Raw genomic sequence first — 16,720 nt, 5'->3', positions numbered from 1 at the left:
TGTGGAAGCCGGCCAGCGTGATGAACTGGAACTTGTAGCCCATGGCGCCCAGCTCCTTCTGGAACTTGGCGATGGTGGCGTCGTCGAGGTTCTTCTTCCAGTTGAAGCTCGGCGAGCAGTTGTAGGCCAGCAGCTTGCCCGGGAACTTCGCGTGGATGGCCTCGGCGAACTTGCGCGCGAACTCGAGGTCGGGCTTGCCGGTCTCGCACCACACCAGGTCGGCGTAGGGCGCGTAGGCCAGGCCGCGGCTGATGGCCTGGTCCAGGCCGTTGCGGGTCTTGTAGAAGCCTTCCACGGTGCGCTCGCCGGTGCAGAAGGGCTTGTCGTTGTCGTCGATGTCGGAGGTGATGAGGTCGGCGGCCTCGGCGTCGGTGCGCGCCACCAGCAGGGTGGGCACGCCCATCACGTCGGCGGCCAGGCGCGCGGCGATCAGCTTCTGCACCGCTTCCTGGGTCGGCACCAGCACCTTGCCGCCCATGTGGCCGCACTTCTTCACCGAGGCCAGCTGGTCCTCGAAGTGCACGCCGGCGGCGCCGGCCTCGATCATGGCCTTCATCAGCTCGAAGGCGTTGAGCACGCCGCCGAAGCCGGCCTCGGCGTCGGCGACGATGGGCTGCAGGAAGTCGATCTCGTCCTTGCCCTCGGCGTGGTGCAGCTGGTCGGCGCGCAGCAGGGTGTTGTTGATGCGCTTGACCACCAGCGGCACGGAATTGGCCGGGTACAGCGACTGGTCGGGGTACATCTCGCCGGCCACGTTGGCGTCGGCCGCCACCTGCCAGCCGCTGAGGTAGATGGCGTTGAGGCCGGCCTTCACCTGCTGCATGGCCTGGTTGCCGGTGAGCGCGCCGAGCGCGTTCACGAACGGCTTCTCGCCCAGGTACTTCCACAGCTTCTCGGCGCCCATCCGGGCCAGGGAGTGTTCGATGTGCACGGTGCCGCGCAGGCGCACCACTTCCTCGGCGCTGTAGCCGCGGCGGATGCCGGCCCAGCGCGGGTCGGTGGCCCACTGCTGCTTGAGTTGTTCGGCGCTGGGGAGCTTGCTGGTCATGGCGGCGTTCCTTTTGAAGTGGGGAGGATCAGTTCAGGCGTTCGTAGGCGGGCAGCGTGAGGAACTCGGCGAGTTCGTCGGCGTGGGTGAGCTGGTCGAGCAGGGCGATGGCCTCGTTGATCTTCGAGGCGCCGGGCAGCTTCATGCGGTCGGCCAGCTTCGAGGGCAGCGCCAGCAGCGCGCGGTCGAACAGCGAGAAGTCCACCGGCGTGCCGTCGTCGAGGTGCAGGTGGCCGTGGTGCAGCCACTGCCAGAGCTGGGCGCGGGCGATCTCGGCGGTGGCGGCGTCCTCCATCAGCCAGTGGATCGGCACGCAGCCCTGGCCCTCGAGCCAGGCGGCGAGGTAGCGCACGCAGACCTCGACGTTGTTGTCGAAACCCTTGCGCGTGATGCTGCCGATGCTCGGGCGGATCAGCGTGTCGCGGTCGGCCTGCACGTCCTCGCGAAGCACCGCGTGCTGGTGCGGGCCGGGCATGCGCTCGTCGAACACCGCGCGCGCCACCGGGATCAGCGCCGGGTGCGCCACCCAGGTGCCGTCGTGGCCGGCGTTGGCCTCGCGCTGCTTGTCGGCGCGCACGCGGGCCAGGGCCTCTTCGTTGGCGATCGGGTCGCCGGCGATGGGGATCTGCGCCGCCATGCCGCCCATCGCGTGCGCGCCGCGGCGGTGGCAGGTCTGGATCAGCAGCTCGGAATAGGCCTTGAGGAAGGGCTGGGTCATGCCGACCTGGCCGCGCTCGGGCAGCACGCGGTTCCCGTGCCGGCGGAAGGTCTTGAGGTAGCTGAAGATGTAGTCCCAACGGCCGCAGTTCAGGCCGACGATGCGGCTGCGCAGCGCGTGCAGGATCTCGTGCATCTCGAACGCGGCAGGCAGGGTTTCGATCAGCACCGTCACCTTCATGCAGCCGGCTGGCAGGCGCAGGCGCTGCTCGATGAAGGACAGCACCTGCTCCCACAGCGCGGCTTCCTCCATGCACTGCAGCTTGGGCAGGTAGAAGTAGGGGCCGCGGTCCTTCGCCTGCAGCGCGGCCGCATTGTGGAAGGCGAACAGGCCCAGGTCGAACAGGCTGGCGGAAAGGCGTTCGCCGTCGACCAGCACGTGCTTTTCGTCCAGGTGCCAGCCGCGCGGGCGGACGATGAGCGTGGTGGTGGAGGCCTTGTCGAGCACGTAGTGCTTGCTGCCGTCCGGGGCCATCCAGTCGAGCGTGCCGGCCACGGCCTTGCGCAGCGCGCGCTGGCCGGTGAGCAGGTTCTCCCAGGTGGGGCTGGTGGAGTCCTCGAAGTCGGCCATGTAGCAGCTGGCGCCCGAGTTCAGGGCGTTGATGACCATCTTCGGGTCCACCGGGCCGGTGATCTCGACGCGGCGGTCGGTGAGCGCGGCCGGGGCCGGGGCCACGGTCCAGTCGCCTTCGCGGATGGCGCGGGTGTCGGCGCGGAAGTCAGGCAGCTCGCCGGCGTCGAAGCGGGCCTGGCGCTGGCGGCGGGCGGCCAGCCGGGCCTGGCGCTCGCCTTCGAAGGCGCGGTGCAGGTCCACCAGGAAGGCCAGGGCGGCCGGGCCGAGCAGGTCTTCCTGGCCGGGCAGCCGGGGGCCCACGAGTTCCACGGGCGGATGGGTCGGGGAGGCGATGGCGGCCATGGGCGGCTCCGGTGTCGGGACGGTTCGACTCTGGGGCCCGGAATCTCACTTTGACAAAGCAAATGTTTTGATAACTAATATAAGCCGCGCTTATATCCAAGCCGAAACAGGGGCTTATGGCCGGTCCCAACGCCCGTTTCTATTACAAAGGCGACCGCCTCAAGCCGGTCCGCGCTTTTTGCCAGGTGGCCCGGCTGGGCTCGGTCTCCCGTGCGGCCGAGGCCCTGTTCCTCAGCCAGCCCGCCGTCACCCTGCAGGTGCAGGCCCTGGAACGGGAGCTGGGCACGGCCCTGTTCGAGCGCATCGGCCGGCGCTTCAGCCTCACCCGCGAAGGCCAGGTGCTCTACGACCTGGCCCGCCCGCTGGTGGAGGGCCTGGACGGCCTGGAGGGTGAATTCCGCAGCCGCATCAAGGGCCTGCAGGCCGGCGAGCTGCACGTGGCGGCCGGCAGTTCCACCATCCTCTACCTGCTGCCGAAGCTGGTGCAGGCCTTCCGGGCCCAGTACCCGGAAGTGCAGCTGGTGCTGCACAACGTGACCGGCCAGGATGGCCTGGGGCTGCTGCGCTCCGATGCCGTGGACCTGGCCGTGGGCTCCATGCTCGACGTGCCCACCGACCTGGCCTACGCCCCGGTCTATTCCTTCGACCCCATGCTGATCTGCCCGCCCGGGCACCCGCTGGCCGACAAGCCCGACCTGCGGCTCGAGGACCTTTCGCCCTACGGCCTGATCCTGCCGCCACGCCGGCTCACCACCTACCGGCTGGTGGACCTGGTGTTCCAGCAGCGCCGCGTGCCCTACACGGTGGCGCTGGAGGTGGGCGGCTGGGAGGTGATCAAGCAGTACGTGGCCATGGGCCTGGGCATCAGCATCGTCACCGCGATCTGCCTCACCGACGCCGACAAGGAGCGCCTGGTGGCGCGCAGCCTGGCCGAATATTTCCCGCCGCGCAGCTACGGCGTGGTGATGCGCAAGGGCAAGTACCTCAGCCCGCAGGCGCGCGCCTTCGTCGACCTGGTGAAGCCGGGGCTGTTCGAGCGCCGCGACTACTTCGACGCGGGGCACTCGGAGCGCTAGAGGGTGTCGCGGTTGCGGCCCACGTGCGGGCGGTAGAGCGCGCGGATGCGGGCCATGTCGGCGTCGAAGTCGTCGCTCAGCTGCACCAGCTGGTCGAGCACGATGCGCTTTTCCGGGTAGTGGAAGGCGGCGCAGAACACCGGCACGCCGGCCTGGCGCGCGATCTTCCAGAAGCCCGGCTTCCAGCGCTCGACGCGCCGGCGGGTGCCTTCGGGCGCCAGCAGGAACCAGATATTGGCGGTCTCGCGGATGCGCGCGGCCGACTGGTCGACGATGCCGCCCGGCGCGCTGCGGTCCACCGGGATGCCGCCGAACCAACGCAACAGCCAGCCCAGCGGGCCCTTGAACAGCTCGGCCTTGGCCATGAAGGCGATGTCCAGGCCCATGGCCAGCTTCGCCGCCAGGCCCCACACCGCGTCCCAGCCCGAGGAATGCGGCGCCACGATGATGACCACGCGGTCGATGTCGGGCCATTCGCCGGTGACGCGCCAGCCGCCCAGCCGCAGGATGCTTCGGCCGAACCAGCGGCCCAGGGCGGAACCCACGCGCGGGGCCTTCGGCGGCAGCGTCGGGACGACGGGCTTCATTCGCGGTCCCAGCCCGAACTGCTGCGCTGGCGCTTCACGGTGGAGCGTTCGCGCTTGGCGCCGAGCCGGCGCTCCTTGGAGCCCTTGGTGGGCTTGGTGGCGATGCGCTTCTTGGGCGCCACGGTGGCGGCGGCGATGAGCTCGGCCAGGCGCTCGCGGGCGTCTTCGCGGTTGCGGTCCTGGGTGCGGAAGCGCTGGGCGCTGAGCACCAGCACGCCTTCGTCGGTCAGGCGGCGGTCGCGCCGGGCCAGCAGGCGCGCGCGCACCGGCTCGGGCAGCGACGGCGAATTCGCCACGTCGAAGCGCAGCTCCACCGCCGTGGACACCTTGTTCACGTTCTGCCCACCCGGCCCGCCCGAACGCACGAAACGCTCGACCAGCTCGTCGTCGGGAATGGCCAGCGTCGGCGTCACCTGCAGCATCCCAAGATTGTAATGGTTACCTGAACCGGGTGTACCAGGTTGATTTTATTGTCCGGCCACGGGGTCGCGGTTCCTGCGGGCGGCTTGGCGGGCAATAAAATCAACCTGGTACAAAGCTACAATCCCCGCACTCATGCACGGCCTCAACCCCCCTCAGAAAGAAGCGGTCGCCTACACGGCCGGCCCCCTGCTCGTGCTGGCCGGCGCCGGCAGCGGCAAGACGCGCGTGATCACCGAGAAGATCGCCCACCTGATCGCCTCGGGCCAGCGCGAAGCCCGCCACATCGCCGCCATCACCTTCACCAACAAGGCCGCGAAGGAAATGCGCGAGCGCGTGGCGCGGCGCATCAAGGGCGACGCCGCCGACGGCCTCACCGTCACCACCTTCCACTCCCTGGGCCTGCGCTTCCTGCAGATCGAACACGACAAGGCCGGCCTGCGCCGCGGCTTCTCGATCTTCGACGCCGACGACCAGATGGCCATCATCAAGGACCTGGCGCCCCAGGGCCTGAAGAACGACGCGCTCTACGCGCTGCAGAACCTGATCAGCACCGCCAAGAACAACGCCCTCACGCCCGAACAGGCCGCCGAAGCCGCGCGCAGCACCCGAGAGCGCGAGGCCGCCGGCATCTACGCCCGCTACCAGGCGCGCCTGCAGGCCTTCAACGCGGTCGACTTCGACGACCTGATCCGGCTGCCGCTGCAGCTGCTGGAAGCCGACGCCGACCTCGCCGCCGGCTGGCGCGAACGCCTGCGCTACCTGCTGGTGGACGAGTGCCAGGACACCAACGGCGCCCAGTACCGCCTGCTCAAGCAGCTGGCCGGCCCCAAGGGCAACATGACCTGCGTGGGCGACGACGACCAGAGCATCTACGCCTGGCGCGGCGCCCAGCCCGAGAACCTGGACCTGCTGGCCCAGGACTACCCGAACCTGAAAATCATCAAGCTCGAGCAGAACTACCGCTGCTCCGGCCGCATCCTGCGCTGCGCCAACACGCTGATCGCCAAGAACCCGCACGCCCACCTCAAGCAGCTCTGGAGCCAGCACGGCGACGGCGAGCCGGTGCGCGTCTGGGCCTGCCGCAACAACGAGCACGAGGCCGAGCGCGTCGCCGCCGAGATCCACTACCTGCACCAGGCCAAGGAAATCCCCTGGGGCGAGTTCGCCCTGCTGTTCCGCGGCAACCACCAGTCACGGCCGCTGGAAAAGGCGCTGCAGCTGCTGCGCATCCCCTACCACCTCACCGGCGGCACCGCCTTCCTCGAGCGCGCGGAAGTGAAGGACCTGCTGAGCTGGCTGCGCGTGCTGGCCAACCCCGACGACGACGCCGCCTTCCTGCGCGCCATCGCCGCGCCCAAGCGCGAAGTCGGCGCCACCACGCTGGAAAAGCTCGCCGCCATGGCCCAGGCCGCCGGCCTGCCGCTGTCGAAGGCCGCCGGCCAGATCGGCTTCCTCAAGCAGCTCACGCCGCGCGCCGCCGCGGGCCTGGACGAATTCACCCGCGTGGTGGACTTCCTGCGCGACGAAGCCGAGCGCCTGACCCCGGCCGAACTGGTGCCGGTGCTGGCCGAGCGCAGCGGCCTGCTGGGCATGATCCGCAGCCAGTGCAAGGACGAAGCCTCGTTCCTGCGCCGCAAGGCCAACCTCGACGAACTGGCCTCGTGGTTCGAAGGCGCGCGCGGCGGCGGCCCGGGCGAACTGGCCGCGCAGCTGGCCCTGCTCTCGAACGCCGACCGCGGCGAACCCGGCAACGCCGTGCGCCTGATGAGCCTGCACGCCGCCAAGGGCCTGGAGTTCCGCGTGGTGTTCGTGGTCGGCTGCGAGGACGGCAACCTGCCGCACGAAGCCAGCCTCGAGGAGAACCGCCTCGAGGAAGAGCGCCGCCTGATGTACGTGGGCATCACCCGCGCCAAGGAGCGGCTCTACCTGGCCCACAGCGCCGAGATCAAGCGCTGGGGCGAACTGCAGCACCTGCTGCCCAGCCGCTTCCTGGACGAACTGCCGGCCGGCGACCTGCTGCGCGACGGCAGCGACCCCGAGCGCGAAACCGCCGAGAAGAAGCAGCGCGGCCGCGCCCACATGGACGCCATCGCCGCGCTGTTCAACGACTGAGCGGCGCGCTTACAGCGCCGACACCAGCGAGAAGTCCATGCTGTCCACGTCGTGCGTGCCGCCGGCCTGGCCGGCACCCACGCCGCCGCCCACCACCACGCGGAAACCCACGTCCTTGACGCCCTCGCGGCCGATCACGGCGTAGATGCCGTCCTTCACGCCGAAGTCGCCGCCCACGCCGCCGACCTTGCCGGACACGCCGCCCTTGGGTCCGGCGAAGATGGTCACCGTGCCCTCCATGCTGATCTCCACCTCGGCGTGCATGCCGAGGTCCGCGCCCAGGTCCTTGAGCGGGCCCAGCTTCACCTTGCGGGTGCCGATGATGTTCACCTCGGCCACGAACTTGATCTTGCCGCAGGTCACTTCCATCGAGATCGCGTCGGAGAAGGACCACTTGCCCGAGCCCCACTGCGAGGCGGCGCTGCAGGCCGGGGCGTCCACCGCCACGTCCGCCGCGCTGCCTCCGGGGTCGCCGACGCGGCCGTAGCAGGCGCTGCCCGTGGGCGCGGCGTGGCTGTAGGCGAAGGCCACCTCGCGCTGCACGTGGCCGTGCAGGTTGTGCACCGCCTGCTCGATGTCGATGCGGGTCATGTCGTGCCAGCCGCCCGGCGGCAGGTTGCGGGCGATGGCGGTGGACAGGCCGTAGGCCTCGCGGAAGAACACCCGCATCTGTTCTTCGTAGTCGCGCACGAAGGGCGTGAACTCGGCGAGGTTGCGTTCCACCTCGCGGCGGTGGATGCCGCAGCATTCGTCGGTGGTGCTGCCGACCGGGCACTGCGAATCGCGCCGGTAGCGCTCGTACAGGTGGTCGGCCGCCTTCTCCATTTCGTACTCGCTGCGCGCCACGTCCAGCGCGGCGAAGCGCGTGGGGACGCCGCTGGCGAGGATCAGCTGCTCCTTGCCGGCGTCGAGCGGGTGCATGTCGGTGTCGATGGGCTCGATCATCCACAGCGGCGAGGCCTTGGTGTGGATGATCTGCTGTATCGTCTCGCCCAGCGTCATGCGCTTCACCACCAGCGCCTGCATCGGGCCGGCCATGCTGGCGCGCAGCGCGGCGGCCTTCTCGCGCGCGGCCAGGAAGCGGGCCGAAGCCTGCACGTAGTAGCCGCCGTAGCTCGCGTCGGCGGCCGGATAGAGGATTTCCGGCCAGGCATGCTGGCCCTGCTTCGACAGGTCCAGCGCCACCCACAGCGGCAGGCGGGCGTCGCCGTGCACGTCTTCCAGCCAGGGCTGTTCGGCCCACTGCTGCAGCTCTTCCGGGCTGCCGGCGGGCGACGGCGGCTCGGCCGGGGCCTCGGTGGTTTCGGTGGAGCGCACCGGCACCGGCTTGGCGGGGTTGCCGCGCAGGCGCCACACCGCGCGCGGCACCAGCGCGCGTGCTTCGTCCTGGCGGTCCTGTTCCAGCAGCACGTGCACCAGGTTGCGCGCGGCCTCGCTCATCTCCGGGTTCATCGCCAGCGCCTCGCGCAGCGGCGCCTCGGCGTCCTCGTGGCGGCCCAGCAACACCAGCGCATGGCCGCGGTTGTTGAGCAGCGCGGCCTGTTCGCGCATGCCCAGCGGCGCCGCGTCGTCGGCGATGCCGCGCGCCTCGGCTTCCTCCAGCAGCGCCAGCGCCACCGCGGGCAGGCCCTGGCTGTTGGCCACGGCGGCCAGGTTCACCAGCGGCGTGGCGTCGTCCTCGTCCTGCTCCTGCGCCACCAGCAGGTTGGCCACGGCGCCCCAGGTGTCGCCGGTGGCCATCAGCGGCAGTGCGTGCGCCAGCAGCAGGTCGGGCTGGTCGGCCTGCTCGCTGTCGCGCAGGGTATCGAGCAGGCCGTCGCCGCCCTCGGCGGCTTCCACGCGTTCGGCCAGCAGTTCGAGGGCCTCGTCGAAGTCCAGTTCGTCGGCCTGCTCCGGGTCCACGGCCGCGGTGGCGCGGGCGCCGGCGCGGGTGATCTGCTGCAGCTCGCGGTCGAGGTCGCGCGACATCACCGCGGTGGCGCTGTGCAGGAAGCTGGCTTCGCCGGCGGCACCTGCGGTGGCGGCCGGGGCGTCGTCGGCCGCGGGCGCCGCGGGCACGTCGTCGCCGCCGGCCAGCGTGTAGGCCAGGGCCGGGCCGGCCAGGGCGGCGGCCACCACCAGGCCCTTGCCCGCCTTGGGCAGGGACGCGAACGCACGCTGGCCGGCGCGCAGCCATTCGGCGGCCCGCGCCGCCGGGAATCGGGTTTGCATGTTCCATCCTTCGTATTTCCGGGGACTGGCGCCCCGGGCAGGAAACAGCAGGACGCCGAATCCGGGCCGGGCCGGCCGGGGCCCGTGCAGCCGCGATTCACCTTCAGCGGGCCGGCGCGGGGAATTCGGTCATGCGCCTCGGCTAAACTCGGCGGCCTTGATTGGAAGGAAGCCGCCGATGTCCCTGCCCCGCACCCTGGTCCTGTCCACCCTCGTGCTCGCGCTGGCGGCCTGCCAGACGGCCCCGGCCCCGCGCCCGGCCGCCGAAGCCGCGCCGGCCCCGGCGCCCGCCCCCGTGGCCGCGCCCGCCGGCCCGGCTGCGAACGACAACCTCAACGCCGTGGCCTGGGTGCAGACGGCCGAGGAATACCAGCTGCTCTCGGGCCAGGTGTACCGCGCCGCGCTGGCCGAGCTCGACCGGGCCATCAAGACCCCGGGCTGGGACGCGCTGGTCCCGTCCGAGCGTGCCAACCCGGCCGACGGCCTGCCGCCGGCGGTCATCGTGGACATTGACGAAACCGTGCTCGACAACTCGCCCTACCAGGCCCGCCTGGTGCGCGACGGCGCCAGCTACAACGAAGTCACCTGGGACGGCTGGGTGCGCGAGGAAAAGGCCCTGCCGGTGCCCGGCGCGGTCGAATTCGCCCAGGCCGCCGCCGCCCGCGGCGTGACCATGTTCTACGTCTCCAACCGCGCCGCCCACCTCGAGGAGGCCACCCTGGCCAACCTGCGCAAGGCCGGCTTCCCGATCGAGAGCAAGGAGCAGTTCCTGGGCCTGGGCTTCTTCGTCGAGGGCTGCGAGCAGCAGGGCTCCGAGAAGGGCTGCCGCCGCCAGTTCGTGGGCCGCACCCACCGGGTGCTGATGCAGTTCGGCGACCAGATCGGCGACATGGTGACCATCGAGGCCAACAACCCGGCCGGCCGCAAGGACGCCCTGCGCCCCTACCTGGCCTGGTTCGGCGAGCGCTGGTTCGTGCTGCCCAACCCGACCTACGGCAGCTGGGAGCCGGCCCTGTTCAACAACGCCTGGGAGCTGCCGGAGGCCAAGCGCCGCCAGATGAAGCTCGACGCGCTCCAGTACGCCGAGTAAGCCCATGATCCCCGCCCGCGACCGCCTGATCTTCGCCCTGGACGTGCCCACCGCCGCCGAGGCCACCGCCTGGGTGGACCGGCTGGGCGACTCGGTGTCCTTCTACAAGATCGGGATGGAGCTGCTGACCAGCGGCGACTACTTCCGCGTGCTGGAAGACCTGGCCGACCGCGGCAAGCAGGTATTCGTGGACCTGAAGTTCCACGACGTGCCGGCCACCGTGGCCGCCACCATCCGCGGGTTGCGCCGCTACCCGGTGTCGCTGTGCACCATCCATGGCCAACATCACGGCATGATGCACGCCGCTTCGCAGGAGAAGGGCGACATTCGCCTGCTGGCCGTGACGGTGCTCACCTCCATGGACCGCAGCGATCTTCGCCAATTGGGCATCGATCGTGAGCCTTCCGAAGTGGTGGTCGAGCGCGCTCTGGCCGCCCAGGCCGCCGGCTGCGACGGCGTCATCGCCTCGGGCCAGGAGGCCGCGGCGCTGCGCCAGGCCACGGGTCCGGGTTTCCTGGTGGTTTGCCCGGGCATCCGCCCCGCCGGCCCGTCGGGGGACGACCAGAAGCGCACCGTGGACGTGGCCCAGGCCTTTGCCGCCGGCGCCGACTACATCGTGGTGGGCCGCCCGATCCGCCAGGCCGCCGACCCGGTGGCCGCGGCCGAACTGATCCAGTCCCAGGTCGCGGCGGCCCTGTCGCGCTGAGGCCCCGGCGCCCGGCGGCGAACGGGTCCTGAACACCCGATCTGCTAGATTCAGCGCCCGAATGACCGGTCCCGACCGTCCCATGACCCGATTCCGAACCGCCCGGGCCCTGGCCGCCCTGCTCCTGCTGGCACTGGCCCTGGTGGCCTGCCGCCGCGAACCCGCCGACCTGGCCGCCGTGCCGGGCGACCCGGTGGGCGCCGTGCAGGCCCAGGTGAAGGCCCTGCGCGACAACGACCTGGTGCGCTATTCCCGCCTGAGCCTGCCGCCCGAGCTGCACGCCCGCAGCGAGGCGCTCTGGGCCCGCCGCCAGGCAGAGGCCGAGCCGGTGGACCCGGAAGACGCCCGCGAATACGCCGACATGATGGCCCGCCTCACCGCGCCCGACGCCGAGAAGGCCCTGATGCGCGACCTCGAGCCGAAGCTGGCCAAGTTCCAGGCCGAGGCCGCCGGCCAGTGGCCGCTGATGCAGGCCACCGCCTCGATCTTCCTCGGCGCCGCCATCCAGGCCAACACCGAACTGAGCGAGGCCGAGAAGGCGCACGGCGCCGCCGTGGTCGAGGCCCTGCTGGCCTGGGCCCAGCCGGAGCTGTTCACCGACCGCGAGCGCGCCCGCCGCGCCGTGGCCGCGCTCAGCCGCACCGCCCGCGAGCTGGAGCTGCCCACCCTGGAACAGGCCCGCGCCCTGCCGATGATGCCGGCCATGGAAAAGGGCGGCGTGGCCCTCGCCGGCCTGAAGGAGGCCGCGCGCGCCTACGACCTCGACCTCGACCAGTCGCTCGACCAGGCCACGGTCGAGCTCGTGTCCAGCGAAGGCGAGCGCGCCCGGGTGAAGGTGAGCTACCCGCTGCTGGGCAAGCCGGTGGCCTTCGAGATCGAGATGCAGCGCGTGGGCGACGGCTGGTACAGCGCCGACGCCATCGAACAGACCGAAACCGAGCTGGCGGAAGCCGGCCCGGTGCCCGCCGAGGCCGCCAGCACGGCGGCGCCGGCCCCGGAAGCCGGCAACGCCGGCTGAGCCCCGCCCCATGGATGACACCACCCCGCCGTCGCCCGGCCCGGCCCCCGCGTCGCGCCCGCGCGCCCGCCCGCCGCTCTGGGCGCGGCTCATGGAGAAGCTGCTGCAGCCCTGGATCCAGATCCAGCGCGAGCCGGTGGTGCCGCCGTTTTCGCTCGACCGCCCGGTCTGCTACGTCATCGAGAACTACGGGCTGTCGAACACCCTGATCCTCGACCGCGCCTGCCGCGAGGCCGGCCTGCCCTCGCCGCTGGCGGCGCTGCCGGGCGACCCGCTGGGCCGCAAGCGCGCCTACGTGGCGCTGTCGCGCCGGCGCGCGGGCCTGTTCGGCCGGCCCAAGAACCGAAGCCATTCCGACGCGCTCTCGCGCCTGCTGATGGCGCACCGCCTGTACCCCGACCAGGACGTGCAGCTGGTGCCCGTGTCGATCTTCGTCGGCCGCGCGCCCACCCGGCAGTCGGGCTGGTTCTCGGTGCTGTTCTCGGAAAACTGGGCGCTGGTCGGCCGCTTCCGGCGCCTGCTGGCCATCCTGCTCAACGGCCGCGACACCCTGGTGCAGTTCTCGCCGGGCGTGCGGGTGTGGGAAATCCTGGGCGAGGAGCTACCGCACGAACGCCAGGTGCGCAAGGTCAGCCGCGTGCTGCGCGCGCACTTCCGCCGCACCAAGACCGCGGTCATCGGCCCCGACCTGTCCACCCGCCGCCTGCTGGTGGACCGCGTGCTCGACGCCGAGCCCGTGCGCAAGGCCATCAACGACCAGGCCCGCCGCGACGGCACCGAATACCTCGACGCCTGGAAGAAGGCGCACGGCTTCGCCTGGGAAATCGCCGCCGACTACTCCAACCCGGTGGTGCGCTCGGCCTCGTTCGCGCTCACCGGCTTCTGGAACCGCATCTACGACGGCGTCAACGTCAACCACATCGACACGCTCAAGCAGGTCGCGCCCGGGCACGAGGTCATCTACGTGCCCTGCCACCGCAGCCACATGGACTACCTGCTGCTGAGCTACCTGCTCTACACCCGCGGCATCGTGCCGCCGCACATCGTGGCCGGCGTGAACCTGAACATGCCGGTGATCGGGCCCATCCTGCGCCGCGGCGGCGCCTTCTTCATCCGCCGCTCGATCCGCGGCAACGCGCTCTACGCCGCGGTGCTGGGCGAATACGTGGCGCAGCTGGTGTCGGAAGGTTTTTCGCTGGAGTACTTCATCGAGGGCGGCCGCTCGCGCACGGGCCGGCTGCTGCCGCCCAAGGGCGGCATGATCGTGATGACGCTCAAGGCCTTCCTGCGCGCGCCGCGCCGAAAGGTGGTGTTCCAGCCGGTGTACATCGGCTACGAGAAGCTGATCGAGGGCAAGAGCTACCTCGACGAGCTCACCGGCCGGCCCAAGGAAAAGGAAACCATCTGGGCCCTGCTCAAGGCCTCGGCCGGCATCCTGCGCCAGCACTACGGCAAGGTGGCGGTGAACTTCGGCGAGCCGATCTTCCTGGACAAGGTGCTCGAGCAGATCGCGCCCGACTGGCGCGAACGCAACGCCGCCGACCCCGACGAGAAGCCGGCCTGGCTCAACGACGCGGTGGAGGACATCGCCACCCGCATCCAGGTGAACATCAACCGCGCCGCCGACGTGAACCCGGTGAACCTGCTGGCGCTGGCCCTGCTGGCCACGCCCAAGCACGCCATGTCCGAGGCCGACCTGCTGGCGCAGCTGGGCCTGTACAAGAAGCTGCTGGCCGCGCTGCCCTATTCCGACCGCGTCACCGTGACGGCGATGGAGCCGGCCGAGATCGTCGCCTACGGCGAGAAGATCGGCGTGCTCACCCGCACCGTGCACCCGCTGGGCGACGTGCTCAGCGTCGAGGGCGAGACGGCGGTGCTGCAGAGCTACTTCCGCAACAACGTGCTGCACCTGTTCGCGGCGGCGGCCTGGGTGGCGCTGTGCTTCCAGAACAACCGCCGCATGAGCCGCGCCGGCCTGCTGCGCCTGGGCCGCACGATCTACCCGTTCGTGCAGGAGGAGCTGTTCCTCCCCTGGGACGCCGACGGCTTCGCCGAGCGCCTGGACGCCACCGTGGACCTGTTCGTGGCCGAGGGCCTGCTTTCGGTGGCCAGCGAGGACGACGGCGGCTACATCTCGCGCGGCCCGGGCCAGACCGACGAGGTCTTCCGCCTGCGCGCCATCTCGCACAGCCTGCAGCAGGCGTTCGAGCGCTACTTCATCGCCATCACCACGCTGGTGAAGAACGGCCCGCGCACGCTCAGCGCCGGCGAGCTCGAGAGCCTGTGCCAGCTCACCGCCCAGCGCCTGAGCCTGCTGTACGCGCCGGCGGCGCCGGAGTTCTTCGACAAGACCCTGTTCCGCGGCTTCATCCAGAAGCTGCGCGAGATGAAGCTGGTGTGGGTGGGCGAAAACGGCAAGCTCGACTTCGACGAGCCGCTGATGGCCTGGGAAAAGGACGCCAAGGTGGTGCTGGGCCGCGACCTGCGGCACACCATCGCCAAGCTGTCGCCGGAGGCGGTGAGCAAGGTGGCGCAGTCCACCGGCGGCGGCAACCTGCCGGCCTGAACCGGCGCCGGATCAGGCGTCGAGGTCGGGGATCAGCCGGCTCTCGAGCGCGGTGATCATGTCCTTGATGCGCAGCTTGCGCTTCTTCAGGCGCTTGAGCGTGAGCTCGTCGGCGCCGCGGTCGGCGGCGAGGCGGGCGATGGCCTCGTCCAGGTCGCGGTGCTCGACCCGCAGCTCGACCAGCTGCGCGGCAATCCTGGCGAGATCTTCGTCGGCCATCACCCCTCCCTTCACCAAAGCTTACCCCGCCCGCTGCTCCCGTAGGAGGGCCTTCAGGCCCGAAGCCCCTCGCCGGGAAGCTTCGGGCCTGAAGGCCCTCCCACACGAGGCAATGGCCTAAAATGATCGTCCATCGCCGTCGCCGCATCCCATGACCCTAGTCCTGCAAGACCCCCTGCCCCGCAAGCCGTCGCACGAACGCCATAAGCTGGCCAAGCGCCTGCGCCGCCAGGTGGGCCAGGCCATCGCCGACTTCGGCATGATCGAGGACGGCGACAAGGTGATGGTCTGCCTGTCCGGCGGCAAGGACAGCTACGCCATGCTCGACATCCTGCTGCAGCTGCAGAAGAAGGCGCCGGTGCGCTTCGAGCTGGTGGCGGTGAACCTGGACCAGAAGCAGCCGGGTTTCCCGGAGCACGTGCTGCCTGATTACCTCGCGTCCATCGGCGTGCCCTTCACCATCCTCGAGCAGGACACCTACTCGGTGGTCAAGCGCGTGGTGCCCGAGGGCAAGACGATGTGCTCGCTGTGCTCGCGCATGCGCCGCGGCGCGCTGTACGCGCACGCCAAGGCCCAGGGCTTCACCAAGATCGCGCTCGGCCACCACCGCGACGACCTGGTCGCCACCTTCTTCCTGAACCTGTTCTTCCACGCCAAGCTGGCCTCGATGCCGCCCAAGCTCATGAGCGACGACGGCGAGCACGTGGTGATCCGCCCGCTGGCCTACTGCCGCGAAGCCGACCTGGTCGAGTACGCCGACTGGAAGGCCTTCCCCATCATTCCGTGCACCCTGTGCGGCTCGCAGGAAAACCTGCAGCGCAAGCAGGTTGGCCGCATGATGGCCGCCTGGGAGAAGGAAAGCCCCGGCCGCATCGACACCATCGCCAAGGCCCTGGCCGACGTGCGCCCCTCGCAGCTGGCCGACGGCAAGCTGTTCGACTTCCTCGCCCTCGGCCGCCACGGCGAGGGCCCGCTGCCCGACGCCCACGCCTGGCTCGCCGGCGACCCCGAATCCTGATTCTCCAAGCATTGGACCATTGATGTTTTTTCGGAACCTGACGTTTTTCCGCTTCCCCGCCACCCTCGCCAAGACCCTCGACGACCTCGATGAACGCCTGGAGGAATGCCGGCTCAAGCCGGTGGGCCCCAGCGAACTCATGTCGCGCGGCTTCGTTTCGCCCTTCGGCCGCGACGAGGCGGCCATGAGCCACCGCGTTGGCGACGGCATCTGGATCACGCTCGGCGGCGAAGACCGCCTGCTGCCCTCGGCCGTGGTGAACGACCAGCTCGGCCGCAAGATCGCCGAGATCGAGGAGAAGGAAGGCCGGCGCCTGGGCGGCCGCGCCCGCAAGCGCATGAAGGAAGACATCGTGATGGAGCTGCTGCCGCGCGCCTTCGTGCGCCCGGTGCGCTGCCACGCCACCATCGACCTCGAGCACGGTTTCATCGCGGTGGACACCAGCTCGCGCAAGACCGCCGAGAACCTGGTGTCCGAGTTGCGCCACGCGCTGGGCAGCTTCCCGGCGCTGCCGCTCAACGCCGAAACCTCGGTGCGCGCGGTGATGACCGGCTGGCTGGCCGGCGAACCGCTGCCCGGCGGCCTGGTGCTGGGCGACGAATGCGAGCTCAAGGACCCCGTGGACGGCGGCGCCGTGGTGCGCTGCAGCCGCCACGAGCTGCAGACCGACGAGATCCGCAAGCACCTCGAATCCGGCAAGCAGGTCACGCGCCTGGCGCTGGTGCTCGACGACCACGTCGGCTTCGTGCTCGGCGAAGACCTGGTGGTGCGCAAGCTCAAGTTCCTCGACGGCGCCGTCGACCAGCTCGAAGGCAGCGAGCGCGACGGCCTGCACGCCGAACTCGACGCCCGCTACGCCCTGATGGCCGGCGAGCTCAAGCGCCTGTTCGCCGTGCTCGGCGGCGCCCTCAAGTTCAGCGCCGCCGAGGCCTGAGCCGCGCCAGCCCCGCTGCTCCCGCCTTTGTAGGAGCGGCTTCAGCCGCGACCGCCTTTCGCAGAGCGGTCGCGGCTGA

The 16,720-nt window shown here is 70.6% G+C and carries 14 protein-coding genes; 8 read left to right on the top strand and 6 right to left on the bottom strand.

Features of this window, described 5'->3' with window-relative positions:
* Window positions 1-1,048: isocitrate lyase (gene aceA, locus ACE3Q2_RS12815; protein WP_374474392.1), on the bottom strand; the 1,048-nt coding region annotated here is incomplete at its 3' end.
* Window positions 1,049-1,076: 28 nt separating this feature from the next.
* On the bottom strand, window positions 1,077-2,681 hold the full coding sequence (gene aceB, locus ACE3Q2_RS12810) for a malate synthase A (protein ID WP_374474391.1): 1,605 nt from the start codon (window positions 2,679-2,681) through the stop codon (window positions 1,077-1,079).
* 116 nt (window positions 2,682-2,797) lie between these two features.
* Here aceB and ACE3Q2_RS12805 point away from each other — a divergent pair, with 116 nt between their 5' ends.
* Window positions 2,798-3,757, top strand: coding sequence for a LysR family transcriptional regulator (locus ACE3Q2_RS12805; protein WP_374474390.1), 960 nt, complete (start codon window positions 2,798-2,800; stop codon window positions 3,755-3,757).
* Here the strand turns inward: ACE3Q2_RS12805 and ACE3Q2_RS12800 are convergent.
* Both ACE3Q2_RS12800 and arfB read right to left on the bottom strand, forming a co-directional pair.
* The gene (locus tag ACE3Q2_RS12800; RefSeq protein WP_374474389.1) at window positions 3,754-4,344 is read right to left on the bottom strand and encodes a 1-acyl-sn-glycerol-3-phosphate acyltransferase; all 591 of its coding nucleotides are present in this window, start codon (window positions 4,342-4,344) and stop codon (window positions 3,754-3,756) included. The genes ACE3Q2_RS12805 and ACE3Q2_RS12800 overlap by 4 nt on opposite strands.
* Window positions 4,341-4,766, bottom strand: a complete 426-nt coding sequence (arfB, locus tag ACE3Q2_RS12795; protein ID WP_043799991.1) for an alternative ribosome rescue aminoacyl-tRNA hydrolase ArfB — start codon at window positions 4,764-4,766, stop codon at window positions 4,341-4,343. The genes ACE3Q2_RS12800 and arfB overlap by 4 nt, the downstream gene beginning before the upstream one ends.
* A 133-nt stretch (window positions 4,767-4,899) precedes the next feature.
* Here arfB and ACE3Q2_RS12790 point away from each other — a divergent pair, with 133 nt between their 5' ends.
* Window positions 4,900-6,879: a UvrD-helicase domain-containing protein gene (locus ACE3Q2_RS12790; RefSeq protein ID WP_374474388.1), complete on the top strand. Its 1,980-nt coding sequence runs from the start codon at window positions 4,900-4,902 to the stop codon at window positions 6,877-6,879.
* Window positions 6,880-6,888: 9 nt separating this feature from the next.
* Here ACE3Q2_RS12790 and ACE3Q2_RS12785 read toward each other — a convergent pair whose 3' ends face one another.
* On the bottom strand, window positions 6,889-9,090 hold the full coding sequence (locus ACE3Q2_RS12785; RefSeq protein WP_374474386.1) for a tetratricopeptide repeat protein: 2,202 nt from the start codon (window positions 9,088-9,090) through the stop codon (window positions 6,889-6,891).
* Between the two features lie 178 nt (window positions 9,091-9,268).
* Here ACE3Q2_RS12785 and ACE3Q2_RS12780 point away from each other — a divergent pair, with 178 nt between their 5' ends.
* The 4 genes from ACE3Q2_RS12780 (at window position 9,269) to plsB (ending at window position 14,470) form a co-directional block, all read left to right on the top strand.
* The gene (locus ACE3Q2_RS12780; protein ID WP_231696830.1) at window positions 9,269-10,180 is read left to right on the top strand and encodes an HAD family acid phosphatase; all 912 of its coding nucleotides are present in this window, start codon (window positions 9,269-9,271) and stop codon (window positions 10,178-10,180) included.
* Between the two features lie 4 nt (window positions 10,181-10,184).
* Complete coding sequence (gene pyrF / locus ACE3Q2_RS12775; protein WP_374474385.1) at window positions 10,185-10,886, top strand: orotidine-5'-phosphate decarboxylase; 702 nt, start codon at window positions 10,185-10,187, stop codon at window positions 10,884-10,886.
* An 82-nt stretch (window positions 10,887-10,968) separates the two neighbouring features.
* Entirely contained in the window at window positions 10,969-11,904 is a 936-nt protein-coding gene (locus tag ACE3Q2_RS12770; protein ID WP_231696832.1) for a hypothetical protein, read from the top strand.
* A 10-nt stretch (window positions 11,905-11,914) separates the two neighbouring features.
* Complete coding sequence (gene plsB / locus ACE3Q2_RS12765; protein WP_231696833.1) at window positions 11,915-14,470, top strand: glycerol-3-phosphate 1-O-acyltransferase PlsB; 2,556 nt, start codon at window positions 11,915-11,917, stop codon at window positions 14,468-14,470.
* A gap of 12 nt (window positions 14,471-14,482) precedes the next feature.
* Here plsB and ACE3Q2_RS12760 read toward each other — a convergent pair whose 3' ends face one another.
* Window positions 14,483-14,689, bottom strand: coding sequence for a DUF465 domain-containing protein (locus ACE3Q2_RS12760; protein WP_231696834.1), 207 nt, complete (start codon window positions 14,687-14,689; stop codon window positions 14,483-14,485).
* A gap of 151 nt (window positions 14,690-14,840) precedes the next feature.
* Between ACE3Q2_RS12760 and ttcA the strand changes: the two genes are divergently transcribed.
* Both ttcA and ACE3Q2_RS12750 read left to right on the top strand, forming a co-directional pair.
* Entirely contained in the window at window positions 14,841-15,707 is an 867-nt protein-coding gene (gene ttcA / locus ACE3Q2_RS12755; protein WP_374474383.1) for a tRNA 2-thiocytidine(32) synthetase TtcA, read from the top strand.
* A gap of 22 nt (window positions 15,708-15,729) precedes the next feature.
* Window positions 15,730-16,641: a recombination-associated protein RdgC gene (locus tag ACE3Q2_RS12750; protein WP_231696836.1), complete on the top strand. Its 912-nt coding sequence runs from the start codon at window positions 15,730-15,732 to the stop codon at window positions 16,639-16,641.
* The last annotated feature ends 79 nt before the right edge of the window (window positions 16,642-16,720 follow it).

It is taken from the genome of Arenimonas sp., assembly GCF_041913985.1.
Classification (GTDB): Bacteria; Pseudomonadota; Gammaproteobacteria; order Xanthomonadales; family Xanthomonadaceae; genus Arenimonas.
This window is presented reverse-complemented; position numbering and strand designations above follow the sequence as displayed.

Excerpts from the sequence above, each read along its gene's own strand:
- aceB (WP_374474391.1), bottom strand. The coding sequence starts at position 2,681 with ATGGCCGCCATCGCCTCCCCGACCCATCCGCCCGTGGAACTCGTGGGC.
- ACE3Q2_RS12805 (WP_374474390.1), top strand. The coding sequence starts at position 2,798 with ATGGCCGGTCCCAACGCCCGTTTCTATTACAAAGGCGACCGCCTCAAG.
- ACE3Q2_RS12800 (WP_374474389.1), bottom strand. The coding sequence starts at position 4,344 with ATGAAGCCCGTCGTCCCGACGCTGCCGCCGAAGGCCCCGCGCGTGGGT.
- arfB (WP_043799991.1), bottom strand. The coding sequence starts at position 4,766 with ATGCTGCAGGTGACGCCGACGCTGGCCATTCCCGACGACGAGCTGGTC.
- ACE3Q2_RS12790 (WP_374474388.1), top strand. The coding sequence starts at position 4,900 with ATGCACGGCCTCAACCCCCCTCAGAAAGAAGCGGTCGCCTACACGGCC.
- ACE3Q2_RS12785 (WP_374474386.1), bottom strand. The coding sequence starts at position 9,090 with ATGCAAACCCGATTCCCGGCGGCGCGGGCCGCCGAATGGCTGCGCGCC.
- ACE3Q2_RS12780 (WP_231696830.1), top strand. The coding sequence starts at position 9,269 with ATGTCCCTGCCCCGCACCCTGGTCCTGTCCACCCTCGTGCTCGCGCTG.
- pyrF (WP_374474385.1), top strand. The coding sequence starts at position 10,185 with ATGATCCCCGCCCGCGACCGCCTGATCTTCGCCCTGGACGTGCCCACC.
- ACE3Q2_RS12770 (WP_231696832.1), top strand. The coding sequence starts at position 10,969 with ATGACCCGATTCCGAACCGCCCGGGCCCTGGCCGCCCTGCTCCTGCTG.
- plsB (WP_231696833.1), top strand. The coding sequence starts at position 11,915 with ATGGATGACACCACCCCGCCGTCGCCCGGCCCGGCCCCCGCGTCGCGC.
- ACE3Q2_RS12760 (WP_231696834.1), bottom strand. The coding sequence starts at position 14,689 with ATGGCCGACGAAGATCTCGCCAGGATTGCCGCGCAGCTGGTCGAGCTG.
- ttcA (WP_374474383.1), top strand. The coding sequence starts at position 14,841 with ATGACCCTAGTCCTGCAAGACCCCCTGCCCCGCAAGCCGTCGCACGAA.
- ACE3Q2_RS12750 (WP_231696836.1), top strand. The coding sequence starts at position 15,730 with ATGTTTTTTCGGAACCTGACGTTTTTCCGCTTCCCCGCCACCCTCGCC.